This window comes from Streptomyces sp. NPDC048277, from assembly GCF_040652235.1.
Classification (GTDB): Bacteria; Actinomycetota; Actinomycetes; order Streptomycetales; family Streptomycetaceae; genus Streptomyces.
This window is the reverse complement of sequence record NZ_JBEZLQ010000006.1, coordinates 81,393-106,682: the sequence shown is the minus strand read 5'-3', so window position 1 is coordinate 106,682 and position 25,290 is coordinate 81,393. Positions and strand designations below refer to the sequence as shown.

Genomic DNA, 25,290 nt, shown 5'->3' with positions numbered 1-25,290 from the left:
CTCCGAGGACCAGACCGGACCGATGACCGCGCCCACGCATCCCGGCGATCGACCTGCCCTTCGTATGCTCGCTCCGACCATCGCGCTGACCGCTGTCGTGTCGGCCCTCGTGGTCGTCGCCGCGGTGACCGCCGCGCCCGACTCGGTCCGTACGCCCCTCGCACTGGGTGCGAGCGCGGCCGCGCTCCTGTTGTGCGCGTCGGTGACCTGGGCCGTCCACGCGGGGCGGACCGCCCGCGGCGCCCGGCGTCGGCTGGAGGCGGTGAGCCAGGACATCGGGCGGCTGCTCCAGCAGCAGGCCCGGACGACCGAGGAGGCCCGCCAGGAGCAGCAGCGGCTCATCGACGAACTGGCCCAGCAGCGCAGCGAGTTCGCCGACTCCTTCGAGCAGGAGCGGGCGCGGATCCACGAGGACAGCAGCCAGGAGCTGGACTGGTACCGGGGGGAGAACGCCCGGCTCGGCGCCGAGTTGGACCGGGCGTCCAGGGAGCGCGCCGCCGCGATCGCCTCCGCCGGCAACGCGGCCGGCCGGATGCAGGCGCTGGCCACCGCCACCCTCGCCGACCTGCGGGCCATGGAGGAGCGGCACACCGACGAGGACGTGCTCGCGGACCTGCTGCACCTCGACCACCGCACGGCCCAGGCGGGCCGGCTCGCCGACTCCATCGCCGTACTGACCGGGGCGCGTTCCGGCCGCCGCTGGGCGCGTCCGATCAGCATGGAGTCCATCCTGCGCGGTGCGATGGGACGCATCAGCGGCTACCGCCGGGTGCGGGTGCACTCGGTGAGCGAGGCGGCCGTCGCCGGACACGCGGCCGAGGGTGTCATGCACGCGCTCGCCGAACTCCTCGACAACGCGGCCAACTTCTCGCCGCCGACGGCCGAGGTCCATGTGTACGTGGAGGAGGTACCGGCCGGGCTGATCGTGTCCGTGGAGGACAGCGGTCTGGTGATGGGCGATGTGCAGCTGCGCCGCGCCGAGCGGGCGGTCTCGGGCGACACCTCCGAACTGGGCGGTCTCACCGGCACCCGGCTCGGGCTCGCGGTGGTCGGCCGGCTGGTCGGCAAGCACGGCCTGAAGGTGTCGTTCCGGCCGTCGGCCCGCGGCGGCACCGGGGTGCTGATGCTGGTCCCGCAGGACCTGCTGACCCGCCCGGTCGCCGACGAGCCCGCCCTCCTGAAGGAGACCGAGCCGGCGTCGCCCGAGCCGGTGACGGGCTCGCTCGACCCGCTGCCCGTGCACGAGTCCGCCGAGCCGGACGAGTCCGGCGAGCCCACCGGGTCCGGCGAGTCCGCAGAGTCAGCAGAGTCCGCCGAGGACGCAGAGGGCTCCGCCGGGCTGCCCAGGCGGCGCCGCGGCCGGACCCTCGCCGAGGCCGAGCGCAGGGCCGCGCCCCAGCCGGCGGAACACCGCCCCGCGCCGGCCGCCGAGGACGTCCGGGTCCGCGCCGCCCGCTTCAACAGCTTCCGGCAGGCCGTCCGCCCGGCCGCACCCGACTCCGGCGCCGACTCGGACCCCGGCCGCGCCGAGAGCTTCGGCGCGGCCGACGGACCGACAGCCCCGTACGCCCCCACCCCCGTGCCCGACCCGGTCCCCGCGCCCCACCCGGAGCCCGACCCCGAGCACACCTCCCATCCGCACGCGTACCCGGAAGGCGACACCACTTCATGACCGGCAGGACCACCGCCGACGACAAGCTCACCTGGCTCATCGAAGGCCTTCTGGAGCGCACCCCGGGCGCCCGGCACGCCCTTGTGCTCTCGCGCGACGGCCTCAAGCTCTGCCGTACGCCGGAGCTCTCCGTCGACCAGGCCGACCAGCTCGCGGCGATCGCCGCCGGCATCCAGTCGCTGTCGCACGGGGCGTCCGTCGAGTTCGGCGACGGCAGCGGCGGCGTGCGGTCGGCGATGACCGAGTTCTACGGGGGTGTGCTGTTCATCGTGGAGGCCGGTGAGGGCGCCCATCTGGCCGTGGTGACCAGCGAGGACGCGGACCCCGGGCTCGTCGGGCACAACATGAGCGAACTGGTCGAGCAGCTCGGCGAACACCTGACCGCGCAGCCCCGTACGTCATGAGCCGGCCCGGCAGGGACGACGCGCCCGACCGTCTGTACACCATCACCGGCGGCCGTAGCGGCGCCGGTCCCGACAACCCCTTCGACCTGGTCACGCTGGTCGTCGCCGAGTCGGAGCCGGCCCCCGGCATGCAGTCGGAGCACGCGGCGATCCTGCGCCTGGCCGAGTTCCCGGTCTCCGTGGTGGAGGTCGCCGCGGAGCTCGGGATGCCGGTGAGCATCACCAAGATCCTGCTGGGCGACCTGCTGGTGGCCGGCCGGGTCAGCGCCCGCCACCCGCACCGCCCGGCCATCACCGACCCCGACATCCTGGAGCAGGTGCTCGTTGGACTCCGCAACCTCTGACGCGCGCACCCCGTTGGGTGCCACCGCCGACAACGGTTTCAAGATCGTGGTCGTGGGCGGTTTCGGCGTCGGCAAGACCACTCTGGTCCGTTCCGTCAGCGAGATACGTCCCCTCAACACCGAGGAGACGATGACGCAGGCCGGCGAGGAGGTCGACGACATCCGCGAGGTGCGCGGCAAGTCCGCGACCACCGTCGCCTTCGACTTCGGCCGGATCACGCTGGACGCCCGCAATGTGCTGTACCTGTTCGGGGCGCCGGGGCAGGAGCGGTTCTGGTTCCTGTGGGACCGGCTGTTCTCCGGCACGCTCGGCGCGGTCGTGCTCGTCGACACCCGGCGGATCGACGACTCCTGGTACGCCATCGACCGGCTGGAGAAGCACGGCACCCCGTTCATCGTGGCCTGCAACGACTTCGGCGGCCCGGTGCACACGCCCGAGGACGTCCGCCACGCGCTCGACCTGGACCCGCAGGTCCCGCTGGTGAACTGCGACGCCCGCTCCCGGGAGTCCGGCAAGCAGGTGCTGATCACGCTGGTCGAGCACGTCAAGAACCGGCACGCCGGCCCGTCCGCACCGGCGGACCTGCCCCGACAGGAGTTCGTGTGACCCCCGAAGCCGTTCCGCTCGGCGGCCCCCGCTTCCAGACCGAACCGGCGCGTCTGTACCGCGAGATGCGGCGCGACCACGGCGCCGTCACCCCTGTCGTCCTGGACGGGGACGTCCCTGCCTGGCTGGTGCTCGGCTACCGCGAGCTGCACCAGGTGACCGGGGACCCGGTGCTGTTCAGCCGGGACTCGGACCTGTGGAACCAGTGGGACATGATCCCGGACGACTGGCCGCTGCTGCCCATGATCGGCCGTAAGCAGCCGTCGATCCTCTACACGGTGGGCGAGCGGCACCGCGAGCGCGCCGGGATGATCAGCGACGCGCTGGAGGCCGTCGACCCCTTCGAACTGCGCGGCCACGCCGAGCGGTTCGCGGACGAGCTCATCGACGGTCTGTGCACCAGCGGCGAGGCCGACCTGATCGGCCAGTACGCGATGCTGCTGCCCGTGCGGGTGCTGGCGCGGCTGTACGGCTTCCCCGACGAGGAGGGCCCCGGGCTGGTCACCGCGCTCAACGACATGATCGACGGGCGCGAGCGGGCGATCCCCGGGCAGCTGCATCTGGCGGGTTCCATGGCCCAGTTGCTGGCCGACCGGAAGGCGAACCCGGCCGACGACGTGGTGTCGCGGATGCTCCAGGACAAGAGCGGGTTCACCGACGAAGAGGTCATGCAGGACCTGATGGTCATGATGGCGGCCGGGCACCAGCCGACCGCCGACTGGATCGGCAACTCGCTGCGTCTGATGCTCACCGACAACCGGTTCGCCGCCTCCCTGTTCGGCGGGCGCAACAGTGTCGCCGAGGCGATGAACGAGGTGCTGTGGGAGGACACCCCCAGCCAGAACATCGCCGGCCGCTGGGCGTCCCGCGACACCCAGCTGGGCGGGCGCCGGATCCGCGCCGGTGACCTGCTGATCCTCGGTCTGCAGGGCGCCAACTCCGACCCGCAGGTGCGTACCGACGCCTCCGCGCTGACCGGCGGCAACAACGCGCACTTCTCCTTCGGACACGGCGAGCACCGCTGCCCGTTCCCCGCCCAGGAGGTCGCCGAGGTGGTCGCCCGGACCGGCATCGAGGTCGTCCTCGACCGACTCCCGGACATCGACCTCGCGGTGCCCGCCGAGTCGCTCACCCGCCGGCCGTCTCCGTGGCTGCGGGGCCTGAGCGCGCTGCCCGTCAGGTTCACCCCCGTACCCGCCCTCTGATCCGCTGATCCGCATCAAGAGACAGGCGCAGCACCGCATGGCGCAGTTACCCGACCCTGCCCTGGGAGGCACGTCACGATGACGACCGGTACCGAACAAGCCCGGATCGCCCTCGACCCCTTCGTCACCGACCTGGAGGGCGAGAGCGCACGGCTGCGCGCCGCCGGTCCGCTGGCCGCGGTGGAACTGCCCGGCGGGGTGCCCGTGTGGGCGGTCACCCACCACGCCGAGGCGAAGGCGCTGCTCACCGACCCGCGTCTGGTCAAGGACATCAATGTGTGGGGTGCCTGGCAGCGCGGGGAGATCGCCCCGGACTGGCCGCTGATCGGCCTGGCCAACCCCGGCCGTTCGATGCTCACCGTGGACGGCGCCGACCACCGCAGGATGCGTACCCTGGTCGCGCAGGCGCTCACCCCGCGCCGGGTGGAGGAGATGCGGGAGCGCATCGAGAAGCTCACCCAGGACCTGCTGGACGCGCTGCCCGAGGACACGGAGAGCGTCGATCTGAAGGCGGCCTTCGCCTACCCGCTGCCCATGTACGTGGTCGCCGACCTGATGGGCATCGACGAGGCCGAACTGCCCCGGCTGAAGGTGCTGTTCGAGAAGTTCTTCTCCACCCAGACCCCGCCCGCCGAGGTCATCGCCACCCTCACCGAGCTGGCCGGGATCATGGCGGCGACGGTCGCCGCCAAGCGGGCCGAGCCCGGCGACGATCTCACCAGCGCGCTGATCCTGGCCTCCGAGGACGGCGACCACCTCACCGACGAGGAGATCGTCTCCACCCTCCAGCTGATGGTGGCGGCCGGTCACGAGACGACGATCTCCCTGATCGTCAACGCGGTGGTCAACCTCTCCGCCCACCCCGACCAGCGCGCCAAGGTGCTCTCCGGCGAGGTGGACTGGTCGGCGGTGGTCGAGGAGACCCTGCGCTGGTCCACCCCGACCTCGCACGTGCTGATCCGGTTCGCCACCGAGGACGTGCCGGTCGGCGACAAGGTGCTGCCCGCAGGGGACGCGCTCATCGTGTCGTACGCCGCGATAGGCCGTGACGAGAACGCGCACGGGCCGGGTGCCGGGGAGTTCGACGTCACCCGGGAGTCGAAGAACCGGCACATCTCCTTCGGGCACGGTCCGCACGTCTGCCCCGGTGCGGCGCTCTCCCGTCTGGAGGCGGGCGTCGCGCTGCCCGCGCTCTACGGCCGCTTCCCCGGCCTGGACCTGGCGGTACCGGCGTCGGAGCTGCGCAACAAGCCGGTGGTCACCCAGAACGACCTCTTCGAGCTGCCGGTGAAGCTCACCCCCTGACGGGCGTTCACGGAGCACGACCCGGCTCCCGTGCCGGCACTCCGGGATCTCCCGGGTGCCGGCTCCTCAACTCCGTTGCGGAAAGGCGGCTTTCACGATCCTCTGGGGCAACTGCGCAGGCCAGAGCGAACGTTGCTGTGCCGTGACAGCCCGTTTCCATCAGCCACGAGCCTCCAGGACGGCGTCCAGGCGGCTGTTGAGGGCGTCCCTGAGGCCTGCCTCCCGGGCGACCTTCACCAGGGCCTGGGCGAGCACGGACTGCGGCTCGCTGCGGGCGATGACGAGTCCGACGCGGGGGCCGTGGGCCGGGCCCTCCAGAGGGACCACGCGCATGCCCTCCGGTACGCCGAACATGTGCAGCCAGGCGTGCGAGATCACACTGGACCAGCGGCCGCCGGAGAGGTGGGCGTAGAGCCCGGCCACGCTGTCGGACTCGATGCCGGGGACGGGGGCGGCGCCCTCGGCGGCGAAGCAGTCGTCGATGATCCGCCGGTTGCGCATCCGGGGTCCGAGCAGGCAGAGCGGGAGGGCGGCGGCCTGCGACCAGGTCGCGGTGACGACGTCGCCGAGGGGGCCGCCGACCGGGGTGAGCAGGACGTACCGCTCCTCGTACAGCGGGAAACGGCGTACCTGCCGCAGTTCGTCGTCGTCCAGGTAGGTCATGGCCGCGTCCAGTTCGAACTCGGCGAGGCCGCGCCGGATGTCGGCGGAGGACAGGGACTCCATGGCGACCCGGGCGTGCGGGTGCCGGTCGCAGAAGGGGCCGGTGAGGAGCGAGGCGACGGGGACGGCGGTGGGGACGATCCCGAGGCGCAGGGTGCCCGTCAGACCGCCCCGCAGCACCGACAGCTCCTGGCGCAGCGCGTCCCCCTCCGCGAGGATGCGGTGCGCCCAGGCCAGCACGACCTCGCCCTCGGGGGTCAGGCCCTCGTAGCGGCGGCCCCGGCGCACGATCGGCACGTCGAGCTCGTGTTCGAGCCGGCGTATCGCGGCGGAGAGCGAGGGCTGGGACACATGACAGGCGGCGGCCGCCCGGGCGAAGTGCCGCTCCCGGGCGAGCGCGACCAGGTATTCGAGCTGGCGCAACAGCATGCGGCCTCCGCGACGACGGATGGGGGATCGGCGGTGGGCTCCAGGTCTACCGGACCGGGGCCGCCCGTTTGACATCGAGTGCGCTCGAAGTCGTAGCGTCAAAACGACCACTCGGCAAGGAAAGAAAGGCGGGAGTCGCATGCGACAGCGCAGTCTGCGGGACCTGGAGGTCTCCACCATCGGCCTCGGCTGCATGGGGATGTCCGCCTTCTACGGCACGACCGACCAGGACGAGGGCACGGAGACCATCCGGCGGGCGCTGGAGCTCGGGATCACCTTCCTCGACACCGCGCAGCTCTACGGGCCGCTGACCAACGAGTCGCTGATCGGCGAGGCGATCCGGGGCCACCGGGACGAGTACGTGATCGCGACGAAGTTCAACTACCGGATGGACGACGCCGTCCCCGGCGACATGAGCACCATCGGCCGCCAGGACGGCTCCGCCGAGCATGTGCGCAGCTCGGTCCACGGCTCGCTGCGGCGCCTCGGCACCGACTACATCGACCTGTACTACCAGCACCGCGTCGACCCGAACGTGCCGATCGAGGAGACCGTCGGCGCCATGGCCGAACTGGTCGCCGAGGGCAAGGTGCGGCACATCGGGCTGAGCGAGGCGAGCGCCGAGACGATCCGGCGGGCCCACGCCGTGCACCCGATCGCGGCCGTACAGACCGAGTACTCGCTGTGGACCCGGGACCCGGAGGACGAGGTGCTGCCCACCTGCCGGGAGCTGGGCATCGGGTTCGTGCCGTACTCGCCGCTGGGCCGTGGCTTCCTGGCCGGCCGGTTCTCCTCCCCCGAGGACCTCGACGCCAATGACTGGCGGCGCACCGGCCCCCGCTTCACCGGCGACAACCTGGAGGCGAACCTTCGGCTCGCCGCCAAGGTGAAGGAGATCGCCGCCGAGAAGGACGTGACGCCGGCGCAGCTGGCCCTGGCCTGGGTGCTGGCGCAGGGCGACGGCATCGTCCCGATCCCGGGCACCAAGCGCCGTACCTACCTGGAGCAGAACGCCGGCGCTGTCGACGTCGAGCTGACCAAGGAGGACCTGGCCCGCATCGAGGCCGAGGTGCCCAGGGCGGCGGGCGCACGCTACGACGAGTCCGGGATGCGCTCCGTCAACCTCTAGGCCGGTCCGGCGGATCATGCCGCAGACGCGGGGCCCGGTGCGCCGATGAGGCGCCGCTGCCTTCCTCCGGCCTGATCCGCCCGACAGGCCCCGGGGGTCCGCGCGGTGGCCGCTCCGGCGGGGGTGGCGCACGCTGGTGGCATGGGGACGCGGCGGATCGGTGGGGCGGTCCTGCGGCAGTCGTGGCACTCGTCCCACGCGCTGCTGCTGCTCCCGATCGCGCTCATCGTGGTGATCACGGTCGCGGACCTCCGCACGCCCGAGGACATCCATCTGGGCCCCGCCCTGGTCATCGCCCCCGCCCTCACCCCGTCCTTCGCCGGCCCCCGGCCGACCGCGCTGGTCGGGGCACTGGCGGTGGCCGCCCAGGTGGTGATCGCCATCTTTCACGGCGGGCTGGCCACCGCGAACCACATCGTGCAGATCGTCACCCTGACGGTGCTCTCGGTGATGGTGGTGATCTACAGCGCGGTCCGGGAGCGGCGGCGCGCCCAGCTGGCCCAGGTGCGCACCGTCGCCGAGGCCGCGCAGCACGTGCTGATGTGGCCGCTGCCCGAACAGATCGGCCCGCTGCGGATCGCCTCGCTGTATCTGGCCGCCGAGGACGAGGCGCAGATCGGCGGTGATCTGTACGCCGCCACCCGCTGCGACGGCGAGATCCGGGTCCTGATCGGTGACGTCCGCGGCAAGGGGCTGTCCGCGATCGGCGAGGCGGCGCTGCTGCTCAGCGCCTTCCGGGAGTCCGCCCACCGGCATGTCACCCTGCCGGAGCTGGCGGCCGCCCTGGAGCAGAGCGTGCAGCGCTACACGGCGGATCTGGAGCCCCGGGAGGAGGCGCCCGAGCGGTTCGTCACCGCCCTGCTGGTCGAGATCCCCGACGAGGACCCGGTCACCCGGATGACCAGCTCCGGCCATCCGCCGCCCCTCCTGCTGAGCCCGGGACACGCGGTGACCGTCCCGAGCCTGCATCCCTCGCCGCCGCTGGGTGTGCACAGCACAGGCGGCGCCGAACACACGCTGGACGTCTTCTCCTTCGAGCCGGGCGACACCCTGCTGCTGTACACCGACGGAGTCGTCGAGGCACGGGACGCGCAGGGCCGCTTCTACCCGCTCGTGGAGCGGGTGGCGCAGTGGACCGACTCCGCTCCCGAGGCGCTGATGCATCACATCCGGCGCGATCTGCTGGCCCACGCCGGCGGCCACCTCGGCGACGACGCGGCCCTGATCGCCCTGCACCGCACCCCGACCGTGCCCCACCGGCACCACCACGGCGTCCTCGGCCATGGCGCCTCCCGGTCCTGACGGGTCCCGACCGGTCCCTGCCGACGTCAGAACTCCTGGGTCTGTGACTCCAGATACGTCTTCAGGAAGGTGAGCTTGGCGTCGCTGTCGGCCACCGCCCGCGTGCCCGAACTCGCGCCGAGTTCCATCGTCTGCGGGGTGTCGGTGCTGAGGGCGGGCCAGTTGGCCAGGGAGGTGCCGTTCGGGTCTCCGGTGGCGGCGAAGTGCGCGACGTAGGAGGCGGTGGTGTCGGCGGTGTCGTAGTCCTTGGAGGTCCAGGGGCGGTCGGTGCCGTAGAGGAAGCCGAGCAGGTAGTAGACGTCAGAGCCCTGGAAGGCGCCGGTGGCGGAGGTGGTGACGACCGGGTTGGTGTCGTCGTACCCGGGCGGGACGCGGGTCCAGAAGTAGGTGTGCACGGGGCCGGAGTTTCCGGCCGTGTCCTTGAACTCTGCGGCCCACAGAAAGGCGGAGACACGTTCCTCGTCGCGGGCGTAGGCGCTGTACTGCTGGGCGGCCGAGGTGTCGGTGTCCGCCGGGTACAGCTCCAGGAAGGTGTCCGCGAGCCCCAGCGGACCGAACTCGGACCGGGCGTACGCCTGGAACGCGTCCAGGGTCGTCTTCAGGTCGGGCGAGGCGCCGTTCGCGTCCTTGCAGACGCCGGTGAGGACGGGCACGTCGGTCTCGGCGCGGGCCTCCAGTACGGCGGTGTAGGTGTCCGGGAGGACGTATCCGTCGAGGACGTTGCCGAAGTCGGCGGCGGTGTCGGCGGCGGCCCGGGTGACGAGGTCGTCGGCGTCCAGCGCGCGCAGTGCGGCGAGGCCGTCGGCGCCCAGCCGGGCGGCGAGATCGGTGCCGTTCGCCTCGGCGTCGGCGAGGCTCCGGTAGCGGGCGGTTCCCCGGGCGAGCGCCGGGTCCTTCGTGTACCGGACGCCGGAGGAGAGCAGGGCGCGGTGGTAGAGGCCCCTGGCGCGCCGGGACGCCAGCAGGATGTTGACGAAGGACGCGCCCTGTGACCAGCCGGCCAGGGTCACCCGGTCCGGGTCGCCGCCGAACGCGCCGATGTTGCGCTGGACCCACTCCAGTGCGGCGACCGTGTCCAGGATCCCCCAGTTGCCGGAGCCGCCGTAGGAGGACTCGGCGGTCAGCTCGGGGTGGGCGAGACCGCCGAGCACCCCGACGCGGTAGTTCGGGGTGACGACGACGAGGCCCTTGGCCGCGAGGAGGGACCCGTCGTAGATCTCCTGGCCCGACCACAGGGCCTGGTCGCCGCCGTAGAGCCAGACGAGCACGGGGCGGGCGTCGCTCGAACCGGTCGACGCCGTCCAGATGTTGAGGTTCAGGCAGTCCTCGCTCAGCTCGGGCACCTGGTCGCTCGGGATGCCCGTGACCGGTTGCGGGCAGGCGGGGCCGAAGGAGTCGGCGGCGCGGACGCCGTCCCAGGACGGGGCCGGCCGGGGCGGGCGCCAGCGGTCCGTTCCGGCGGTGGAGGCGGCGTACGGGATGCCCTTGTAGACGGTGACGCCGCGCAGGCCGCCCTGGACTCCGGTGACCTGTCCGGACTCCGTGGTGACCGGGTCGGCGGCCGCGCTCCGCGCCGCCTCGGCCGGGGTGGCCAGCGTGCCGAGCAGCCCGGCCGCGGCGGCGGCCCCGAGGAAGCCGCGCCGGTTCAGCGCGGCGGAACGCATGTCTGTGTCGCTCACAGGGCTCCCTTTCGGGTGGTGGGGGGACGAGCAGACGAGAAGCGTGGCGTCGGGCCGGACCGCGCGGCAAGCGCATCCGGATGACTGACAGCAACTCAACAGGCGCGCACAGCAGCCGAGTTGGGGCGGCTGTTCAACCGGCTTCCGGCAGAAGTTCAGTCCTACAGGTGGTCTCGACCACTTGCTCCCTGCCAGACTCCGCTTCGCCTTTCACAGACAGGGAGTCGACATGCCCGACCTGCAACCCCCCACCCGCGGACGGCCGCTCCGCAAGGCCCTCGCCGCCGCCCTGGGCGCCCTCGCACTGGTCGTCGCCGTGCCCGCCACCGCACACGCCGACGTCCTCACGCTGCTCCCGCAGAACGCCGACGGACTGGAGCAGACCTTCTCCCCCGCGTACGACTACGACGGCGACGGCTGCTACGCCACCGCCGCGATCGGCGCCGACGGCACCCTCAACCCGGGTCTGAAGCTCGGCGGTGACGTCAACGGCCACTGCCACGACTACGCGCAGCTCGCCAACGCCAACACCTACTCGCGCGAGAAGTGCGACAACGGCTGGTGCGCGGTGATGTACGCGAGCTACTTCGAGAAGGACCAGGCGACGTACGGGCCGCTGGCCATCGGGCACCGGCACGACTGGGAACACGTCGTCGTGTGGATCCAGAACAACCAGGTGCAGTACGTCTCGGTGTCCCAGCACAGCAGTTACCAGGTGGCGGCCGCCTCGGCGATCCGGTTCGACGGCACCCACCCGAAGATCGTCTACCACAAGGACGGCCTGTCCACCCACGACTTCCGCTTCGCCAACTCCAACGACGACCCGCCGGAGAACGTGACCGGTGGCTGGTTCTTCCCGCGCCTGGTGGGCTGGGACGGCTATCCGGCGGGCTACCGGGACAAGCTGATGAACGCGGACTTCGGCGCCGCCACCATCAAGATCAAGGACGGTTCGTTCGAGTCCAACCTGGCGTACTCCATGCCGTCCGGGATCTCGTTCGACCCGAACGCCTGAGTCGGGCGGGGCCGCGCGGAGCGACCGTGCCGGGGCCCGGAAGGTGAGCCCGGCCCCGGCACGGAGCCCCCGGTCACGGCTTGCGGGCGACCGCTCCGTACATCGCGATGTCCTCGTCGCGGATGCCCTGCTCGCCGGTGCCGTCCGGGTGCCACTTGTGCACCTGGACGATGCCCGGCTCGACCAGCTCCAGGCCCTCGAAGAACGCGTGGGCCTCGTCGATGGTGCGCAGCCGCATCGGCATGTTGCGGGCCGCGTACTCGCGGGCGACCCGGCCCACCTCCTCGGGCGCGAACTCGGCGGTGCCGATGGACATCGCCAGGTAGCTGCCCGAGGGCAGCGGCTCCAGGAGGCGGCGGACGACGCCGACCGCGTCGTCCGCGTCGAGCATGAAGTGGACGATGGCGATCACCGTGAGGGCGACCGGCTTGTCCAGGTCGAGGGTCTCGCGCAGTTCGGGGGCGTCGAAGAGGTCCGTCAGGTCACGGAAGTCGGCCTCGATGTACGCCGTCCTGCCCTCTGGCGTGCTGGAGAGCAGACCCTGGGACAGGGTGAGGACGATGGGGTCGTTGTCCACGTAGACGACCCGGGAGTCCGGGGACACCGCCTGGGCTATCTCGTGGAGGTTCGGGGAGGTGGGGATGCCGGTCCCGACGTCCAGGAACTGGCGCATGCCCGCCTCCTCGGCGAGCCAGCGCACAGCGCGGTTCATCCAGTCGCGGTTGGCGCGCATGTGGATCGGGAGCGCGGGCCACTCATGGGCCATGGCGTCACCCGCCTCCTGGTCGGCGGGGTAGTAGTCCTTGCCGCCCAGGATGTAGTCGTAGATCCGCGCGGAGTGCGCGTTCTCGGTGTCGATGCGGTCGGCCGGCCATCCGTTGTCGGGCAACGCCGTGTCTCCCATTCGGGTGAGGGATGCGGGGGTGTTCAGGCACTCACGGGACTGCGGGTGTGGGGGGTTGGTTGAACGATCAGCTATAGCAAGGAAGTTCCGGGAACAGGGGTCACATCAGGAAGTCGGCGTCACCCGCCTTCACTCCGGACAGGAAACTCGTCATCTCACGGGGCGTGAAGACCAGCGCCGGACCGTCGGGGTCGGTCGACTGGCGTACCGCGACCCGGCCGTCGGCGAGCTTCTTCACTTCCACGCAGGCGCCGCCGGCGTCGTCGCTCCACGGCTTGGACCAGCCGCGCGCGCCGAGTTGCCGGGACGGGATGCCGTTGTGTATCGGGTGGTGCACGTCAGAGCTCCTTGCGAATCGCACCGAGGAAGGCCTCGGTCTTTCTGGCGGGCGCCGCCTGGGCGCCCAGCCGGTCCAGGGCCTCGCGATAGACCACGACGTCGTCGCCCTTGTCCAGGTAGACCGCGCCCACCAGGCCGTTGAGGTAGACGATGTCGGGCAGTTCCGGGGCCTTGAACCGGAAGAGGTGGTACGCCCCCGCGCGCATCGCGGGGTGCGGGCCGTTGGCGAACGGCATGATCTGCAAGGTGACGTGGGGCAGCCGGTTGATCTCGATGAGGTGGTCGATCTGGGACCGCATCACCTCGGCGCCGCCGACCGGCCAGCGCAGCACCGTCTCGTCCATCACGACCCACAGCCGCGGCTGCGCCTCCCGGGTGAGCAGCTCCTGGCGGCGCATGCGCAGCGCCACCCGGCGCTCGGTGGCCTCGGCGGACGCGTGCGGGTTGCCGGCGCCGAGCAGGGCGGCGGCGTAGGCGCGGGTCTGCAACAGGCCGTGCACGAACTCGTTCTCGTAGGCGCGGATCTGCAACGCCGCCTGTTCCAGGCTCAGATACGCGGCGAACCAGTCCGGCATCACATCGCGGTAGGTGTGCCACCAGCCGCGCTTGTTGGCCTCGCGCACGGACTGCAGGAAGGTGTCGACCTCCTGACGGTCCGTCACCCCGTAGGTCTGCAGCAGTTTCTCGGCGTCCGCCAGCCGGAGCCGGGCCACCTTGGCGGCCTCCATCCGGCGGATGGTGGAGTGGCTGACGCCGATCGCGGCCCCGGCCTGCTCATAGGTCAGACCGGCGCGGGTCCGCATCTCCTCCAGCTGCCGACCCAGGATCATGCGCAGGACGGAAGGGGCACCGCCCCAGTCGGTCTCCGAGGTCACGCCCTACCCCCTCACACCAGGTTTCAGGGTCACCGTCTCACGCGCGCGTGACCGGTACACGGACTCATTCGATCACTTCTTGTCGGGAGCAGCATGCACTTCGCTTCTTGCAATTTTCAACTTGCTGGTTGCGAGCCGATGTTGGCAGATGTCAGAGTGGGCTTACTGCTCCGGCCGACCAAGGAGCAGGCGAAGCAGTTCCGTTGGGGGAAACCGAACTGCGATCCCGCGCCGTCCAGGCACGGGTCGTCGTCTGCGCACCAGAGCGGCCCGGGGCAGACGCGACCGCTCAGCTCCCCACGCTGCGAAGCCGGACGAAAGGCGCACGGCGATGGCACCGCCCTCTCTCCCCCAGCCGCTCGACCGACTGCCCGAAGACCGGATACCCGGCCTGCCCCGGCCGGCCGTGATGGCCGGTGCCGAGGGTCCGCACCACCCGTCCGGGACGACGGACGGCATCCCCAGACCACCCGGAGGCGAGCGCCTCGGTCGACTCCCTGGGCCGCAAGGCCTCGACCGGTTCGCCTCCGGGGACCGGCCCCCTCTGCACAGCCGGGTGTTCGACCTCGCTCCGACACCGCGGGCGGTGGGCAACGCGCGCCGGAGCGTGGGCGACCTGCTGGCCTCGTGGGACGTGCCCGAGGAGGCCCGCGACAACGCGGTCCTTGTGACCTCGGAACTGGTCACCAACGCGATCGTCCACTCGGCCGGCCGGCGGATCGTCTGCCGGGTGCACGCCGGCGCCGACCGGATCCGTATCGAGGTCGAGGACCAGGACGGGGGCTTCACGCTCCCGGCGCCCCGGCAGGCCAGACCCGACGAGCAGAACGGGCGCGGGCTGTTCCTGGTCGACGCGCTCAGCCTCGACTGGGGCGTCACGGTCGCACCGGAGAGACCCTCCGTACGCGTCGTCTGGGCCGAGCTGTCGACGGCACCGGACGCAGCTGTCACCACCCCCCACACCTCAGGAGACCCGTCGACCCATGGACCGTCCCCACACTCCTGACCCCGCCGCCGACCCCTCCTGGACCCGCACCCGCCCCAAGCCGGGCCCGGAACAACCGCACACCACAGCGGCCGGCTGACTCCACTCCGGCCCTCCCGCCCGCGTCGGGGACCCGCCCCTGCCCGAGGGCCGCTCCCCGACGCGGGCCCCTTCGCACCGGCACGGCACGGTTCGCTTCGGCGGCCTGGACAGCGGCACGGAGGTCCTGGAGCCGGCCGCGCGCCGCGCGGCCGACGCTCAACGCGCGCCGGTGCGCTTGGCGTCCACCCTGCGCCGGTCCGGCCAGCGCACCTCGGAGGCCCAGCCCAGTCGCTCGAACCAGCGGATCAGCCGGGCGCTTGCGTCCAGTTGGCCCCTGAGGACTCCGTGGCGGGCGCTGGTGGGGTCGGCGTGGTGCAGGTTGTGCCAGGACTCGCCGAAGGACAGCGGGGCGAGCCACCACACGTTCCCGGACCTGTCCCGGCTACGGAAGGGCCGCGAACCGGCCGCGTGGCAGATGGAGTTGATCGACCAGGTGACATGGTGGACCAGGCAGATCCGCACCAGCCCGGCCCAGAAGAGCGCGGTGAGCGCCCCCTGCCAGGACCGGGTCAGGACCGCGCCGAGCAGCGCGGGAAGGGTGAGCGAGGCGAGGACCAGCAGTCCGAAGCGGCGGGAGAGCAGCATCAGCGTCCGGTCCTTGACCAGGTCGGGCGCGTACTGCCGGGGCGAGGCGTGCTCGGTCTCGAACAACCAGCCGAGGTGGGCGTGGAGCATGCCCTTGGCGAGGGCGCCGGGTGACCGGCCGTACCGCCAGGGCGAGTGCGGGTCGCCGTCCTGGTCGGAGAACCGGTGGTGCTTGCGGTGGTCGGCGACCCAGGTGACCAGCGGGCCCTGCACGGCGAGGCTGCCGGCCAGCGCGAGCGCGATCCTCAGCGGGCGCCGCGCCTTGAACGAGCCGTGCGTGAAGTGCCGGTGGAAGCCGACGGTGATGCCGAGCCCGCTGACGAGGTAGAAGACGACGGCGAGGACCAGGTCGACCGGGCTCAGCCCGTGCCGCCAGGCCAGCGGCACGGCGGCGAGCAGCGCCAGGAACGGTACGGCGACGAAGACGCCGATCATGAACTGTTCGGCGGTCGGTAGGGCGCGCCCGCGGGCCGGGGCGGAGCTGAGTTCCTGGGACATGCCTGTCTTTCGGCCGGGGACGGGGGGCGTCGCTAGTCGACGGCGGTGAAGGCGAGTACGGCGTTCTGCCCGCCGAACCCGAAGGAGTTGCTGACGGCCGTGCGCATCCGGTGGGCCCGGGGCACCTTGGTGACGACGTCGAGGTACAGCGCCGGGTCCAGCACGTCGAGGTTGGCGGTCGGCGGGACGAGTTGGTGGCGCAGGCTCAGCACGGTGCAGGCGGCCTCGATGGCGCCGGCGCCGCCGATGGCGTGCCCGATGGTGCCCTTGACTGCGGTGACCGGAGGCGGCCGGCGGAAGACCTGGTGCAGCGCGTTGTGCTCGGCCGCGTCCCCCTGCGGGGTGGCGGTGCCGTGGGCGTTGACGTGGTCGATGTCCTCGGGGGCGAGCCCGGCGTCGGCGAGGGCGGCGCGCAGGGCCCGGGCGGCGCCGTCGCCGCCCGGGTGCGGGGCGGTGACGTGGTGGGCGTCGCACGAGGCGCCGAACCCGGCCAGGTACGCCTCGGGCCGTACGCCCCGGGCGCGGGCGTCCGCGACCCGCTCCAGGACGAGTACGCCCGCCCCCTCGCCGAGGACGAAGCCGTCCCGGTCCCGGTCGAACGGCCGTGAGGCGCTGTGCGGTTCGCCGCTGCGGCGGGACAGCGCCCGCATCTGGGCGAAACAGGCGGCCGTCATCGGCAGCCGGGCCGACTCGCTGCCCCCGGCGAGCACGAGGTCGCAGCGGCCGGCGAGCAGCCAGTCCCGGGCGAGCCCGATCGCGCTGGTGCCGGAGGCGCAGGCGGTGCTGACCACCATGTTGGGGCCGGTGGCACCGAGGTCCAGCGCGATCTCGGCGGCGGCCATGTTGGGCACGCTGCGCGGCAGGGCCAGCGGGGAGACGCGTTCGGGGGTGCGGTTCGCCAGCCGGTCGAACTCGGACTGCCAGCCCTGCATGGATCCGGTGCCCACGCCCATCACGACGCCGATCCGCGCCCCGTCCCAGGTGCCCGGGTCGAGCCGGGCGTCGGCGACCGCCTCCCGCGCGGCCAGCAGCGCGAAGACGGTGAACCGGTCGAGGCGGCGGCCGAGCCGGCGCCCGAGCAGGGCCGTCGTGTCCAGGTCGGGCACCCGGCAGGAGAAGGCCACCGGCAACCCTTCCAGCTCCGGATCGGGCCGCGCCGTGGAGTTACCCGCGCACAGTCCCGCCCAGGCCGCCTCCCTGCCGATACCGGCCGGTGTCACCAGTCCGAGGCCGGTGACGGCCACCGAGGCGCGCCGTGCGTCACCTGTGTTCACGAGCTGCATGGGCGGTGATTATGCGGGGCGCGGACGGCGGTTCCGGTCCGCCACACCTCGTTCGGCCCAGGCGGCGGGCCGCTTCCACCCGGAAGTGCGAACATCACCGCCGAAGTCCCGGGCGCCGCCCGGTCCGTCGAGCGCCATCCGACCCACGCGCCCGGCGCACGCCGGGGCCTCGGCCGGCACGGCCGCCGGCGGGTGGACCGGTGCCCGCGCGGGGGCCACGAGGTGCCGGTACGGACCCGGACCGTCGCATCGGGACGGTGGCCCGGCCCACGAGCGGCTCGGCGCGACTGGACCGCCCGGTGCCCGGGCCCCATCCGCCAGCTGCCGACCAGGACACGGCTCCGCGCACCGCAACGACGGCCCAGGCCACGAGCGGCTCGGCGTGGTTGCCGGAGGAGATGCGGGGGGGGCGGCTCGGCACGGCTGCCGCAGGAGACGCAGGGGAGCAGCACGGCGCGGCTGCCGCAGAGACCCGGCGGGCGCTCGTGTGGCCGGTCGGGACGATCGGGGTGCCGGTGGTGGTGCCGGGGCCGGGGCCGGGGCGAGGGTGGCCCGGGCTGTTTCGATGCGCGTGTTCGGGGGCTTGCGCTGTCGCGCCCCGCGCTCGGCGCCGGGAGCCCGTGGGTCTTCCGGGGTTCTCTCACCGGGCGCGGTGCTCCGTCGCGTGGGCCAGCAGGGCGGTCGCCGCGTAGCGGAGTTGGGCCGCCGCCGTCGTGCAGGCCACCGCCTGCTGCTCCAGCGTGGCCCCGCTCCACTCCGGCGTCCCGGCGCGGCCGTCCAGGGTCGCGGCGACTCCGCGCAGCCGCTGCGCATAGCCTTCCATCCGGTCGGCGTCGACCCTCAGGTCGTCGACGTACGCGAGGAGTTCCGGGGACGCGGTGGCGGGACGGGATTCGGTCGCCATGGGGGCTCACCTGTGCTCGGAGGACGTGGGCGGGAGTTCAGCGGGGCAGCACCGCGCCGGCGCTTCTGCGGGCCATGAACCGCGGGCTGGACAGGACGAACCCGGGCCGGACGGCGTCGAGTTCGAGGATCTGCAGATGGCGGGCGAGCGGCCCGTGGGCGCCGTCGAGCCGCAGCCGCACCCGGGGGCGGGCGTGGACCTGCAGCCTCCCGTGGGCGCGGACGAGGGTGCGTACGGTGCTGTCGCCCCGGCGCCCGTAGAGCACCCAGTCCGCCTCCGGGCAGCGCACCCCGGGGCCCGGGCCGCCCTCGACGCTGAGCCCCAGTTCCGGTGCCTCGACGCGGAGTTCGCGCCCCTGGAGGTCGACCGCGGCGGTTCCGCGCACGGCCGGCTGGGCCCACACCTCCGCCGCCACCGCCCGCGCCTCCTCGGTGCCGACGGCGAGCGAGACGACGTACCGTCCGGTGCGGCGCAGGTCGGCGCGGCGCAGCAGGTCCACGGCGATGTCGTACGCGTGCGGCCGCCACAGGTCGTCGACCAGGACCGACAGGCCGAGTTCGGTGTAGGGGCCGATGGTGGTGCAGCGGTGCTCGTAGAGCGAGAGCACGGCGAGGGCGCGGCGGCCGAGCCGGGTGGGGGCCATCCAGGTGACGTCCGGCAGCAGGCTGCGCGCGACGTCGGAGTCGACCGGGTAGCACAGGTGGGCGGCGGAGGAGTCGTAGTAGCGGACCGGGACGTCGACCGGGCCGGCCGAGGTGGACACACTCGTGGTGGGGACGGTCAGGAAGGGATAGCCCTCGGGCGGGCGGGCGCGGTCCTCCAGCCGGTAGACGCGGGTGCGTTCGACCTGGCCCCGGTAGCGGGTGAGGGCCCGGTCGACGTCCTCGGTGGTCTGCGGGACCACCGTCTCCAGGTGCTCGATGTAGACGCGCAGCAGGTGGCAGCGCGGGAACTCGCGGACGGGACCGGTGTAGGCGGCCTCGTACCGGTTGGCGTGCGGGGCGAAGGCGGGGCCCGCGACCCGGCCGTCGAGGACCGGGACGATGTCGTGCCGGTCGGTGATGCCGGCGACCCAGGTGCGCGGGTCGGCGGGCCTCCTGTCGCCGATCGGCGAGCCGACGGCGACGACATGGGTGACCCGGTAGGCGCGGCAGAACTCGTCGTCCTGAGCGAGGTTCATCAGTGCGGTCCCGCCCTCCCCGTGGCCGACCAGCGCGAGGTCCGAGCCGCGCGGGATGCCGTGGTCCCGGATCGCCAGCAGGATCGAGCGGGCGTACGGCGAGTCGGTCAGGAACAGGTTGCGCCAGGCCTCGGCGAAGTCCTGCGGGGAGTCGTCGCGGGGGTGGCCGGGGGCCATGCCGGGCGCCTGGACGACGTACCGGAGCACACCGTCGGGGCCCCGCACCTCCTGGACGAGGACACGGCCGTCGGCGGAGAGCAGGTCGATGTTGCGCAGGAAGCCGAGGAAGGAGCCCTCGGCGGCGATGCCCCGGCGCTCCCGCGCGGACAGTTCGACGGCCTGGGCGGCGCCCTCGCCCCGGTGCACGGTGAAGAGGCGGGAGGCGCCGATGCCCGTCACCGGGTCGGCGGCCGGCTCGCGGCCGAAGGCGAGCGCCCAGGCGGTCTCGTCGTCCAGCGGGTCCTCGTCCAACAGGCCCCGGATGGCAAGGAGTTCGGCGAGGATCGGGGCGAGTCCGGCGAGGGCGCGCTGAGCGGCCGCGTCCTTGAAGAGGGCCCGCAGCGCGCGGACGGCCTCCAGGTCGCGGTCGGCGGTGACGGCGTCCACGAGCCGCCGCATGCCCGGGTCGTGCCGGAACTCCGGATGGTCGAGGAGTACGGCGGCGATCCTCAGCCGCAGCGAGGTGACCGCCACCAGCGCGGCCAGGCTCTCCCGGCCCAGCGCCTCCCCGGCCGCGCCGAGCAGACGGCCCACCCCGTCCGGCGCCACGATCGCCGCACCGCCGAGCCCCTGCCTGTTGGTCAGCGCCCGCAGCAGCGCCCAGCGGGCGGCGAACCCGGTGCGCGGGCGGCGGTGTGCGGAACCCGTCAGCGCCGGGGCGAACAGGACGGAGCTGGTCCGTGCGGAGACCTCGCGGATGCCCTCGGCGACGTCCACCACATCGTGGGCGCACTCGCGCAGCAGTTCCGTCGTGGGCGGCCCGGAGGCACGGCGGTGCGCTGCCATCCGACGCTCCCTCGGATCGACGACATGGCCTCGTCCCATCGTCTGCCCTGCATCCGCCGCCCGCACCTTCGTCCATTCGGGTGACACGCGTCCACCGGTACGGCACCTCTCCGCCAGGATCAGTCGGCCGCCGGCGGCCGCTCAGTCGCCGTCGGTGAGTCCGGCGGCGACGGTCGCCCCCAGTTCCCAGCACGCCTCCAGGTCCGGCTTCGCCGGCTCGCCGGTCACCGTGACCGGCTCGGCCGCGCGGCGCCAGCCGAGGCCGGTGGTGATGGCGTCCAGCGCGCGCAGGGCGCCGGTGACGTCGTTGCCGCCGTGGACGAAGGCGCCGAAGGGGCGGCCGCGTGTCTCGTCCAGGCAGGGATAGTAGATCTGGTCGAAGAAATGCTTGAGGGCGCCGGAGAGATAGCCGAGGTTGGCCGGGGTGCCGAGGAGGTATCCGTCGGCCGCGAGCACGTCGGAGGCGGTGGCGGACAGGGCCGCCCGGCGCACCACCCGCACCCCCTCGATCTCCGGGGTGGTCGCCCCGGAGACGACGGCCTCGAACATGGCCTGGCAGTTCGGCGAGGGGGTGTGATGCACGATCAGCAAGGTAGGCACACCGGCACCCTGCCGTGCGGTGCCCGCCGACGGCAACCGCCGGCGGGCCGGTGGTCAGGGCTGTGCGGGCATGGTCCAGCAGTTGGAGACGGCCGGTACGCCGGACAGCCGGGCGGTGAGCCAGGCGACGGCGTCACCCTGGTCGGCGAGCAGGGGATCGAGATGGTTCAGCAGGGCGCGGCCCGCGTCCGGCAGGACGACCGGCACGTAGGTGACGTTCGCGCCCTTGCCGCACCAGTCGACGGCGAGCTGCCGGGCCTGGGCGTGCGGGACGAGGTCGTCGCTGACGCCGGTCGCCAGCCGGACCGGGCTCGCGGGTGCCGTCGTACCGATGCGCTGGTCGTCCAGGAAGGCCTGGAGGGCCGGCTCCTCGCCGACGACGTCGGAGAGGGAGCTGCCGTCGCTGGTCCAGGCGGTGCTGTGGGTGGAGCCGTAGGCGAGGATCGCGTCGGCGACGCACATCGTCGACAGGTCGGCGAGGGCGGCCCGGCCCGCCGCGCCGAGGTGGGCGTCGAGGATCGGCCGGAGCGCCGGGTCGGCCTGGACGAAGCCGTTCACCGCCCAGCCGAGGGCGCCGGCGAGGTCACTGCCGTCGATGGCCGCGGTGACGGCGGTGAGGTCGGCGGGCGGTGCCCCGGCGTAACTGCCGGAGAGGGTGACGTCCGGGGCGTAGGCGGGCTGGAGCTCGGCGGCCGCGGCGGTGGCGCCGCCGCCCTGGCTGTAGCCGAACAGGCCCACGCGCGAGGCGGTGGTGACCGAGGCGCCGGGCAGGCTCCGGGCCGCGCGCACGGCGTCCAGGACGGCGTGGGCGCCGTCGAGCCGGTTGACGTAGGTGTGCAGTCGGTCGGTCGCGCCGAGGCCGACGTAGTCGGTGACGACGACCGCGACGCCCTCGGCGAGCAGCCGGTAGACCGACAGGTCCTCGTAACCGACCGACACCGTCTCGCCGTTGAGGAGCAGCGGGTACTCCAGGCCCATGGAGGCGGCGCACTGGTCGCCCTGGCCCATGGTCCCGGGGGCGAGGGCGACCAGCGGGCGGGCACCGGGGCCGAGCCAGGGGGCGGTCGGCTCGATGTAGGCGCCGGTGACCGCGACCGGTTCGCCCGCCGAGTCGGTGGACTTGTACATCAGCCGGGTCGCGCTGCCGGGCAGCGGTCCCGGCAGGGTCGGCAGGCTCAGGGCCAGCGGGAGGGGTTCGGTGCGGATGAGGGTGCCGTCGGCCGTGGGCAGGGTGGCCGGCGGGTCGTAGAAGGTGGGGATGGTGACGCCCCGGGAGACCTCCGCCCGGGAGACCGTGGCCTGCAGCGTCTGGACGCTGAGGCAGGCGACGGCGGCGACGGCGGTGGCCAGCAGACGGATGCGTACGGGCATGGGGAACCTCCTGGACGTGCTGGACGTGGGAGGTGGAGCGGGGACGTCCCCGGAGCGGCCGGCGGGGCGTGTGCGGCACATGTGCGGCGCGTGTTCCGTTTACTCGACGGTAACGAGTCATGCGTTACCAGCGGTAGCAGTCGTCAGGTTACGGTTCAGTAATGTGCTGGTCAGTCAACCAGGGGGAGGCACAGGACAGTGACCGTACCGAGGAGAGCGGCGTGGCTCGCGCTGCTGGCGGGACTGCTGACCGGATGCAATGTGTCGCCGCGCTCGACCGACGTCACGGTGTCGGGGCACGGGTCGAGCGGGGCGGCCGAGAGAGCGGGCACGGTCGGCGCCGCCGGTTCGGCGTGTGCGCTGCCGGTCACGTTCGGTATCGCCAAGGGCTGGGAGGCGGCGGCCGTCGACGGCCTCGGCGCCGTCGCGTCGGGCGGCACGGACGGCGACACCGCGGACGGCCTGCTGCGCCAGGGCCCGGTGACGCTCGTCTGCGAGCTCGACGCCAAGCCCGCCGGGGCCGTCGGGTTCCTGCGGGTGTCGACCGGAAAGCCGGGCAGCGGTGACGCCCGCGCGGTGCTCCGGGCGTTCGTGGCCGCCGAGGACGGCACCGGTCGGGCGGAGTACCGGACCTTCAGGTCGGGCGGGCTCTCCGGGGTGCGGGTCGACTACGTCCACACCGTCGAGCTCCTCGGCGAGACCAAGAAGGAGTCCGCCCTGGCCGTGGTCACCCCTCACGGCCCCGTCGTCCTGCACCTGGGCGGGCTCGACAGCGAGGAGCACGACGAGATGCTCCCCGCGTTCGAGCTCGCCCAGGACACGCTGCGCGCGGCGTGAGAGGGGTCAGGCCGAGGCCCGCCGGGTGCGCCACAGGAGCACGAACCCGGACGCCAGCAGCAGCGCGCCGATGACGCCCGGCCAGAGGTGGGCACCGGTTGCGGCGAGACCGCCCTGGGCCTGGGGCTGGGTCTGGGGTTCCGTCTGGGGTGCCGTGGACGGGGTTGTCTCCTGGCCGACCGGGGCGGCCACGGCGGTACTGGTCGGCGTCCGGGTCTCGGGGCGCCGGGTGGGCCGGCCGACGTCACCGTCCGACGACGTGGCGGCCGATGACGTGGCGGCCGACGACTTCTTGGGCGACGAACTCACGTAGAGCTCCGGCAGCCCGGTGACCGTGGCGCCGGGGGCCGCCTCCGACGGCGGTGTCTCGGCCGGGGGCTCGGACGGCTGGGCGCTCCCGGTCTCCGCAGGCGGGGCGACCGGGCTCGCCGTGTCGTCGGCCGGCGGGGTGTCCGTGCCCTCGCCCGGCGGGGTCGCGGTGTCGTCGGGCGGGCTCGCCGTGTCGCTCGGCGGGGTGACCGGGCTCGCCGTCTCCGTCGGGTCCGGCTCGGCGCTCTGCGACGGCGGCTGCTCGGCGGCCCCGGCCCCGCAGGTCCGGCCGGAGTTGATGCAGTCGACCATCTCCCGCATCAGGCTCTCGTCGAAGACGTTGATGAAGTCGCCGTGGTCGGTGACCGGCTTGTGCAGTTGCTCGGGGAACGAGTCCACCGCGAACAGCGGGACCGTACGACCGCCGTCCTGCAGACTCGGCGCGTCCACGGCGTAGACGAGGCGCTGCACCAGCTGCGGGATCGCCCGGAAGCCGGCCGGGCAGCTGCCGTCGGGGGCGGCGAAGGCCACATGCGTACGGTGGTTGGCGCTGTCGATGTTCCGTCCGTCCCAGCAGCTCTGGAACCTGAAGGTCCGCACGACGTCACTGCCCGCGGGACACAGCGGGTATTTGTCCTTCAGCTGCCGGTCCTCGAAACCGGTGCAGCTCCAGGAGGCGTTGGCGTTGGCCGGGCCGTTGACGAAGGCCTTGGCGTCGCCGGTGATGATGCGCAGCAGCCGCGGCATCTCGGTCACCTGGGAGCGCGGGTTGCCCTCGAAGGTCAGCGTGACCTGCTTGGCCGTGACGATCTGGCCGGCGTTGCCCTCGGTACCGCCGCCCGGCTTGCCGGCGTCCCGCTCCTGCTTGCCGTTCTGCAGCCGCAGCACGGGCCAGAAGTACGACGACTTGTCGCCCCGGTCCGTGCAGCTCGTGTCGGCGTTCGCGAGGTCCTGGTCACTGGCGAAGGCGTTGTTGGACTGGTTGCCGACATAGTCGTGGAAGTGGTGGGCCCCGTTGGAGACACCGGGCGCGACGATCACGTTGTCCGAGTTGAACAGGCCGTTCGCGTTCACACCACAGCTGGAGCTGAAGCTGCCGGTGGAGCCGCCGGACTGCTCGGCCGGGGTCGCGACATTCGGCTGGACGGAGGTGATGTCGGCGTAGTCGGCGGCGACGGGTCCGTTGCCGCCCTGGCCGCCGGCGCCGGTGCCCTGGCTCGGCGCGGCACTGCCCTGACTCGGCGTGGCGCCGCCCTGGGGTGCCGCCGACTGCTCGCCGCCCTGGTTCGAGGAGTGCAGGGTGCAGGCCGCGAGGTCGTCGAGGCCCTGGGGGCGGTCGCCCTCGCGGCCGATGGCGTCGGCGATGCGCTGGAGCGTCGCGGACCGCTTCTCCTTCAGCGGGTTCATGATCGCCTGGTCGGCGAACCCGGGGTCCTGCTGGACGGACTGGGCAGATTCCTTGAGTTGCTGGTAGGCGGCCGCGATCTGCTGGTCCAGCTGGGCGAGTTCACGGTCGACGTCGGGCCGGGCCGCGTCGGGCACGGCCGTCAACTTGCTGCCGACGTCGGGGCAGTAGACCGTGGGCGCGGAGAGCACCTGGGCACTCGGCCAGGGCTGCTGGTCCGATCCCCCTTCGGTGGCCGAGGCGTAGACGTTCACCGCGACCAGTCCTCCCCCTCCGAGCATGAGTGCCACCGCCGCGAAGGTCGCGCGCCGTGCACCGGTCGGACGTCTGCGCCTGTTGCGTCTCAAGGTCCTA

The 25,290-nt window shown here is 72.9% G+C and carries 23 protein-coding genes; 11 read left to right on the top strand and 12 right to left on the bottom strand.

Translation table 11 applies throughout. From position 1 onward, the window contains the following. The first annotated feature begins 22 nt into the window (after nucleotides 1-22). From AB0D85_RS15725 to AB0D85_RS15700, 6 genes are all read left to right on the top strand, one after another. A complete protein-coding gene (locus AB0D85_RS15725) occupies nucleotides 23-1,672 on the top strand; it encodes an ATP-binding protein (protein ID WP_362319545.1) in 1,650 nt (549 codons plus the stop codon). Then, nucleotides 1,669-2,076, top strand: coding sequence for a roadblock/LC7 domain-containing protein (locus tag AB0D85_RS15720; protein ID WP_123979438.1), 408 nt, complete (start codon nucleotides 1,669-1,671; stop codon nucleotides 2,074-2,076). The genes AB0D85_RS15725 and AB0D85_RS15720 overlap by 4 nt, the downstream gene beginning before the upstream one ends. Next, on the top strand, nucleotides 2,073-2,420 hold the full coding sequence (locus tag AB0D85_RS15715) for a DUF742 domain-containing protein (RefSeq protein ID WP_362319542.1): 348 nt from the start codon (nucleotides 2,073-2,075) through the stop codon (nucleotides 2,418-2,420). The genes AB0D85_RS15720 and AB0D85_RS15715 overlap by 4 nt, the downstream gene beginning before the upstream one ends. Continuing rightward, nucleotides 2,401-3,027, top strand: a complete 627-nt coding sequence (locus AB0D85_RS15710; protein WP_362319540.1) for an ATP/GTP-binding protein — start codon at nucleotides 2,401-2,403, stop codon at nucleotides 3,025-3,027. The genes AB0D85_RS15715 and AB0D85_RS15710 overlap by 20 nt, the downstream gene beginning before the upstream one ends. Further along, nucleotides 3,024-4,232, top strand: coding sequence for a cytochrome P450 (locus tag AB0D85_RS15705; RefSeq protein WP_362319537.1), 1,209 nt, complete (start codon nucleotides 3,024-3,026; stop codon nucleotides 4,230-4,232). The genes AB0D85_RS15710 and AB0D85_RS15705 overlap by 4 nt, the downstream gene beginning before the upstream one ends. Nucleotides 4,233-4,310: 78 nt before the next feature. After that, on the top strand, nucleotides 4,311-5,537 hold the full coding sequence (locus AB0D85_RS15700; RefSeq protein WP_362319534.1) for a cytochrome P450: 1,227 nt from the start codon (nucleotides 4,311-4,313) through the stop codon (nucleotides 5,535-5,537). A 159-nt stretch (nucleotides 5,538-5,696) separates the two neighbouring features. Here AB0D85_RS15700 and AB0D85_RS15695 read toward each other — a convergent pair whose 3' ends face one another. Beyond that, nucleotides 5,697-6,629: a LysR family transcriptional regulator gene (locus AB0D85_RS15695; RefSeq protein WP_362319532.1), complete on the bottom strand. Its 933-nt coding sequence runs from the start codon at nucleotides 6,627-6,629 to the stop codon at nucleotides 5,697-5,699. Nucleotides 6,630-6,768: 139 nt separating this feature from the next. On the opposite strand from AB0D85_RS15695, the gene AB0D85_RS15690 reads away from it, so the two are divergent. Together AB0D85_RS15690 and AB0D85_RS15685 are read left to right on the top strand one after the other, a co-directional pair. Beyond that, nucleotides 6,769-7,758, top strand: a complete 990-nt coding sequence (locus AB0D85_RS15690) for an aldo/keto reductase (protein ID WP_362319529.1) — start codon at nucleotides 6,769-6,771, stop codon at nucleotides 7,756-7,758. Between the two features lie 141 nt (nucleotides 7,759-7,899). After that, complete coding sequence (locus AB0D85_RS15685; RefSeq protein WP_362319526.1) at nucleotides 7,900-9,060, top strand: PP2C family protein-serine/threonine phosphatase; 1,161 nt, start codon at nucleotides 7,900-7,902, stop codon at nucleotides 9,058-9,060. A gap of 26 nt (nucleotides 9,061-9,086) precedes the next feature. Here the strand turns inward: AB0D85_RS15685 and AB0D85_RS15680 are convergent, their stop codons facing one another. Continuing rightward, nucleotides 9,087-10,739 carry a carboxylesterase family protein gene (locus AB0D85_RS15680; protein ID WP_362319523.1) on the bottom strand — a complete coding sequence of 551 codons (1,653 nt, stop codon included), beginning with the start codon at nucleotides 10,737-10,739 and terminating at the stop codon, nucleotides 9,087-9,089. A 229-nt stretch (nucleotides 10,740-10,968) separates the two neighbouring features. Between AB0D85_RS15680 and AB0D85_RS15675 the strand changes: the two genes are divergently transcribed. Beyond that, nucleotides 10,969-11,754: an NPP1 family protein gene (locus tag AB0D85_RS15675; RefSeq protein WP_362319520.1), complete on the top strand. Its 786-nt coding sequence runs from the start codon at nucleotides 10,969-10,971 to the stop codon at nucleotides 11,752-11,754. A gap of 73 nt (nucleotides 11,755-11,827) precedes the next feature. On the opposite strand, the gene AB0D85_RS15670 is transcribed toward AB0D85_RS15675, so the two are convergent. The 3 genes from AB0D85_RS15670 to AB0D85_RS15660 form a co-directional block, all read right to left on the bottom strand. Further along, a complete protein-coding gene (locus AB0D85_RS15670) occupies nucleotides 11,828-12,643 on the bottom strand; it encodes an SAM-dependent methyltransferase (protein ID WP_362319516.1) in 816 nt (271 codons plus the stop codon). Between the two features lie 115 nt (nucleotides 12,644-12,758). Next, on the bottom strand, nucleotides 12,759-12,995 hold the full coding sequence (locus AB0D85_RS15665; protein WP_174856016.1) for a DUF397 domain-containing protein: 237 nt from the start codon (nucleotides 12,993-12,995) through the stop codon (nucleotides 12,759-12,761). A gap of 1 nt (nucleotide 12,996) precedes the next feature. Next, complete coding sequence (locus tag AB0D85_RS15660; RefSeq protein ID WP_362319512.1) at nucleotides 12,997-13,872, bottom strand: helix-turn-helix transcriptional regulator; 876 nt, start codon at nucleotides 13,870-13,872, stop codon at nucleotides 12,997-12,999. Between the two features lie 331 nt (nucleotides 13,873-14,203). On the opposite strand from AB0D85_RS15660, the gene AB0D85_RS15655 reads away from it, so the two are divergent. Beyond that, a complete protein-coding gene (locus tag AB0D85_RS15655) occupies nucleotides 14,204-14,878 on the top strand; it encodes an ATP-binding protein (RefSeq protein ID WP_362319510.1) in 675 nt (224 codons plus the stop codon). A gap of 237 nt (nucleotides 14,879-15,115) precedes the next feature. On the opposite strand, the gene AB0D85_RS15650 is transcribed toward AB0D85_RS15655, so the two are convergent. The 6 genes from AB0D85_RS15650 to AB0D85_RS15625 all read right to left on the bottom strand — a co-directional run bounded on the left by AB0D85_RS15650 (nucleotide 15,116) and on the right by AB0D85_RS15625 (nucleotide 22,385). Beyond that, a complete protein-coding gene (locus AB0D85_RS15650) occupies nucleotides 15,116-16,042 on the bottom strand; it encodes an acyl-CoA desaturase (protein ID WP_362319507.1) in 927 nt (308 codons plus the stop codon). Between the two features lie 32 nt (nucleotides 16,043-16,074). Next, a complete protein-coding gene (locus AB0D85_RS15645) occupies nucleotides 16,075-17,325 on the bottom strand; it encodes a beta-ketoacyl-[acyl-carrier-protein] synthase family protein (protein ID WP_362319504.1) in 1,251 nt (416 codons plus the stop codon). Nucleotides 17,326-17,965: 640 nt separating this feature from the next. Continuing rightward, a complete protein-coding gene (locus AB0D85_RS15640; RefSeq protein ID WP_362319501.1) occupies nucleotides 17,966-18,229 on the bottom strand; it encodes a hypothetical protein in 264 nt (87 codons plus the stop codon). Nucleotides 18,230-18,266: 37 nt separating this feature from the next. Further along, nucleotides 18,267-20,414, bottom strand: a complete 2,148-nt coding sequence (locus tag AB0D85_RS15635) for a hypothetical protein (RefSeq protein WP_362319498.1) — start codon at nucleotides 20,412-20,414, stop codon at nucleotides 18,267-18,269. Between the two features lie 141 nt (nucleotides 20,415-20,555). Then, on the bottom strand, nucleotides 20,556-21,014 hold the full coding sequence (locus AB0D85_RS15630; RefSeq protein ID WP_362319496.1) for an NAD(P)H-dependent oxidoreductase: 459 nt from the start codon (nucleotides 21,012-21,014) through the stop codon (nucleotides 20,556-20,558). A 54-nt stretch (nucleotides 21,015-21,068) separates the two neighbouring features. Beyond that, nucleotides 21,069-22,385, bottom strand: coding sequence for a lipase family protein (locus AB0D85_RS15625; RefSeq protein ID WP_362319493.1), 1,317 nt, complete (start codon nucleotides 22,383-22,385; stop codon nucleotides 21,069-21,071). 198 nt (nucleotides 22,386-22,583) lie between these two features. On the opposite strand from AB0D85_RS15625, the gene AB0D85_RS15620 reads away from it, so the two are divergent. Beyond that, nucleotides 22,584-23,222: a lipoprotein gene (locus AB0D85_RS15620; RefSeq protein WP_362319491.1), complete on the top strand. Its 639-nt coding sequence runs from the start codon at nucleotides 22,584-22,586 to the stop codon at nucleotides 23,220-23,222. 6 nt (nucleotides 23,223-23,228) lie between these two features. Here AB0D85_RS15620 and AB0D85_RS15615 read toward each other — a convergent pair whose 3' ends face one another. Then, complete coding sequence (locus AB0D85_RS15615) at nucleotides 23,229-25,217, bottom strand: DUF1996 domain-containing protein (protein WP_362320350.1); 1,989 nt, start codon at nucleotides 25,215-25,217, stop codon at nucleotides 23,229-23,231. Between the last annotated feature and the right edge of the window lie 73 nt (nucleotides 25,218-25,290).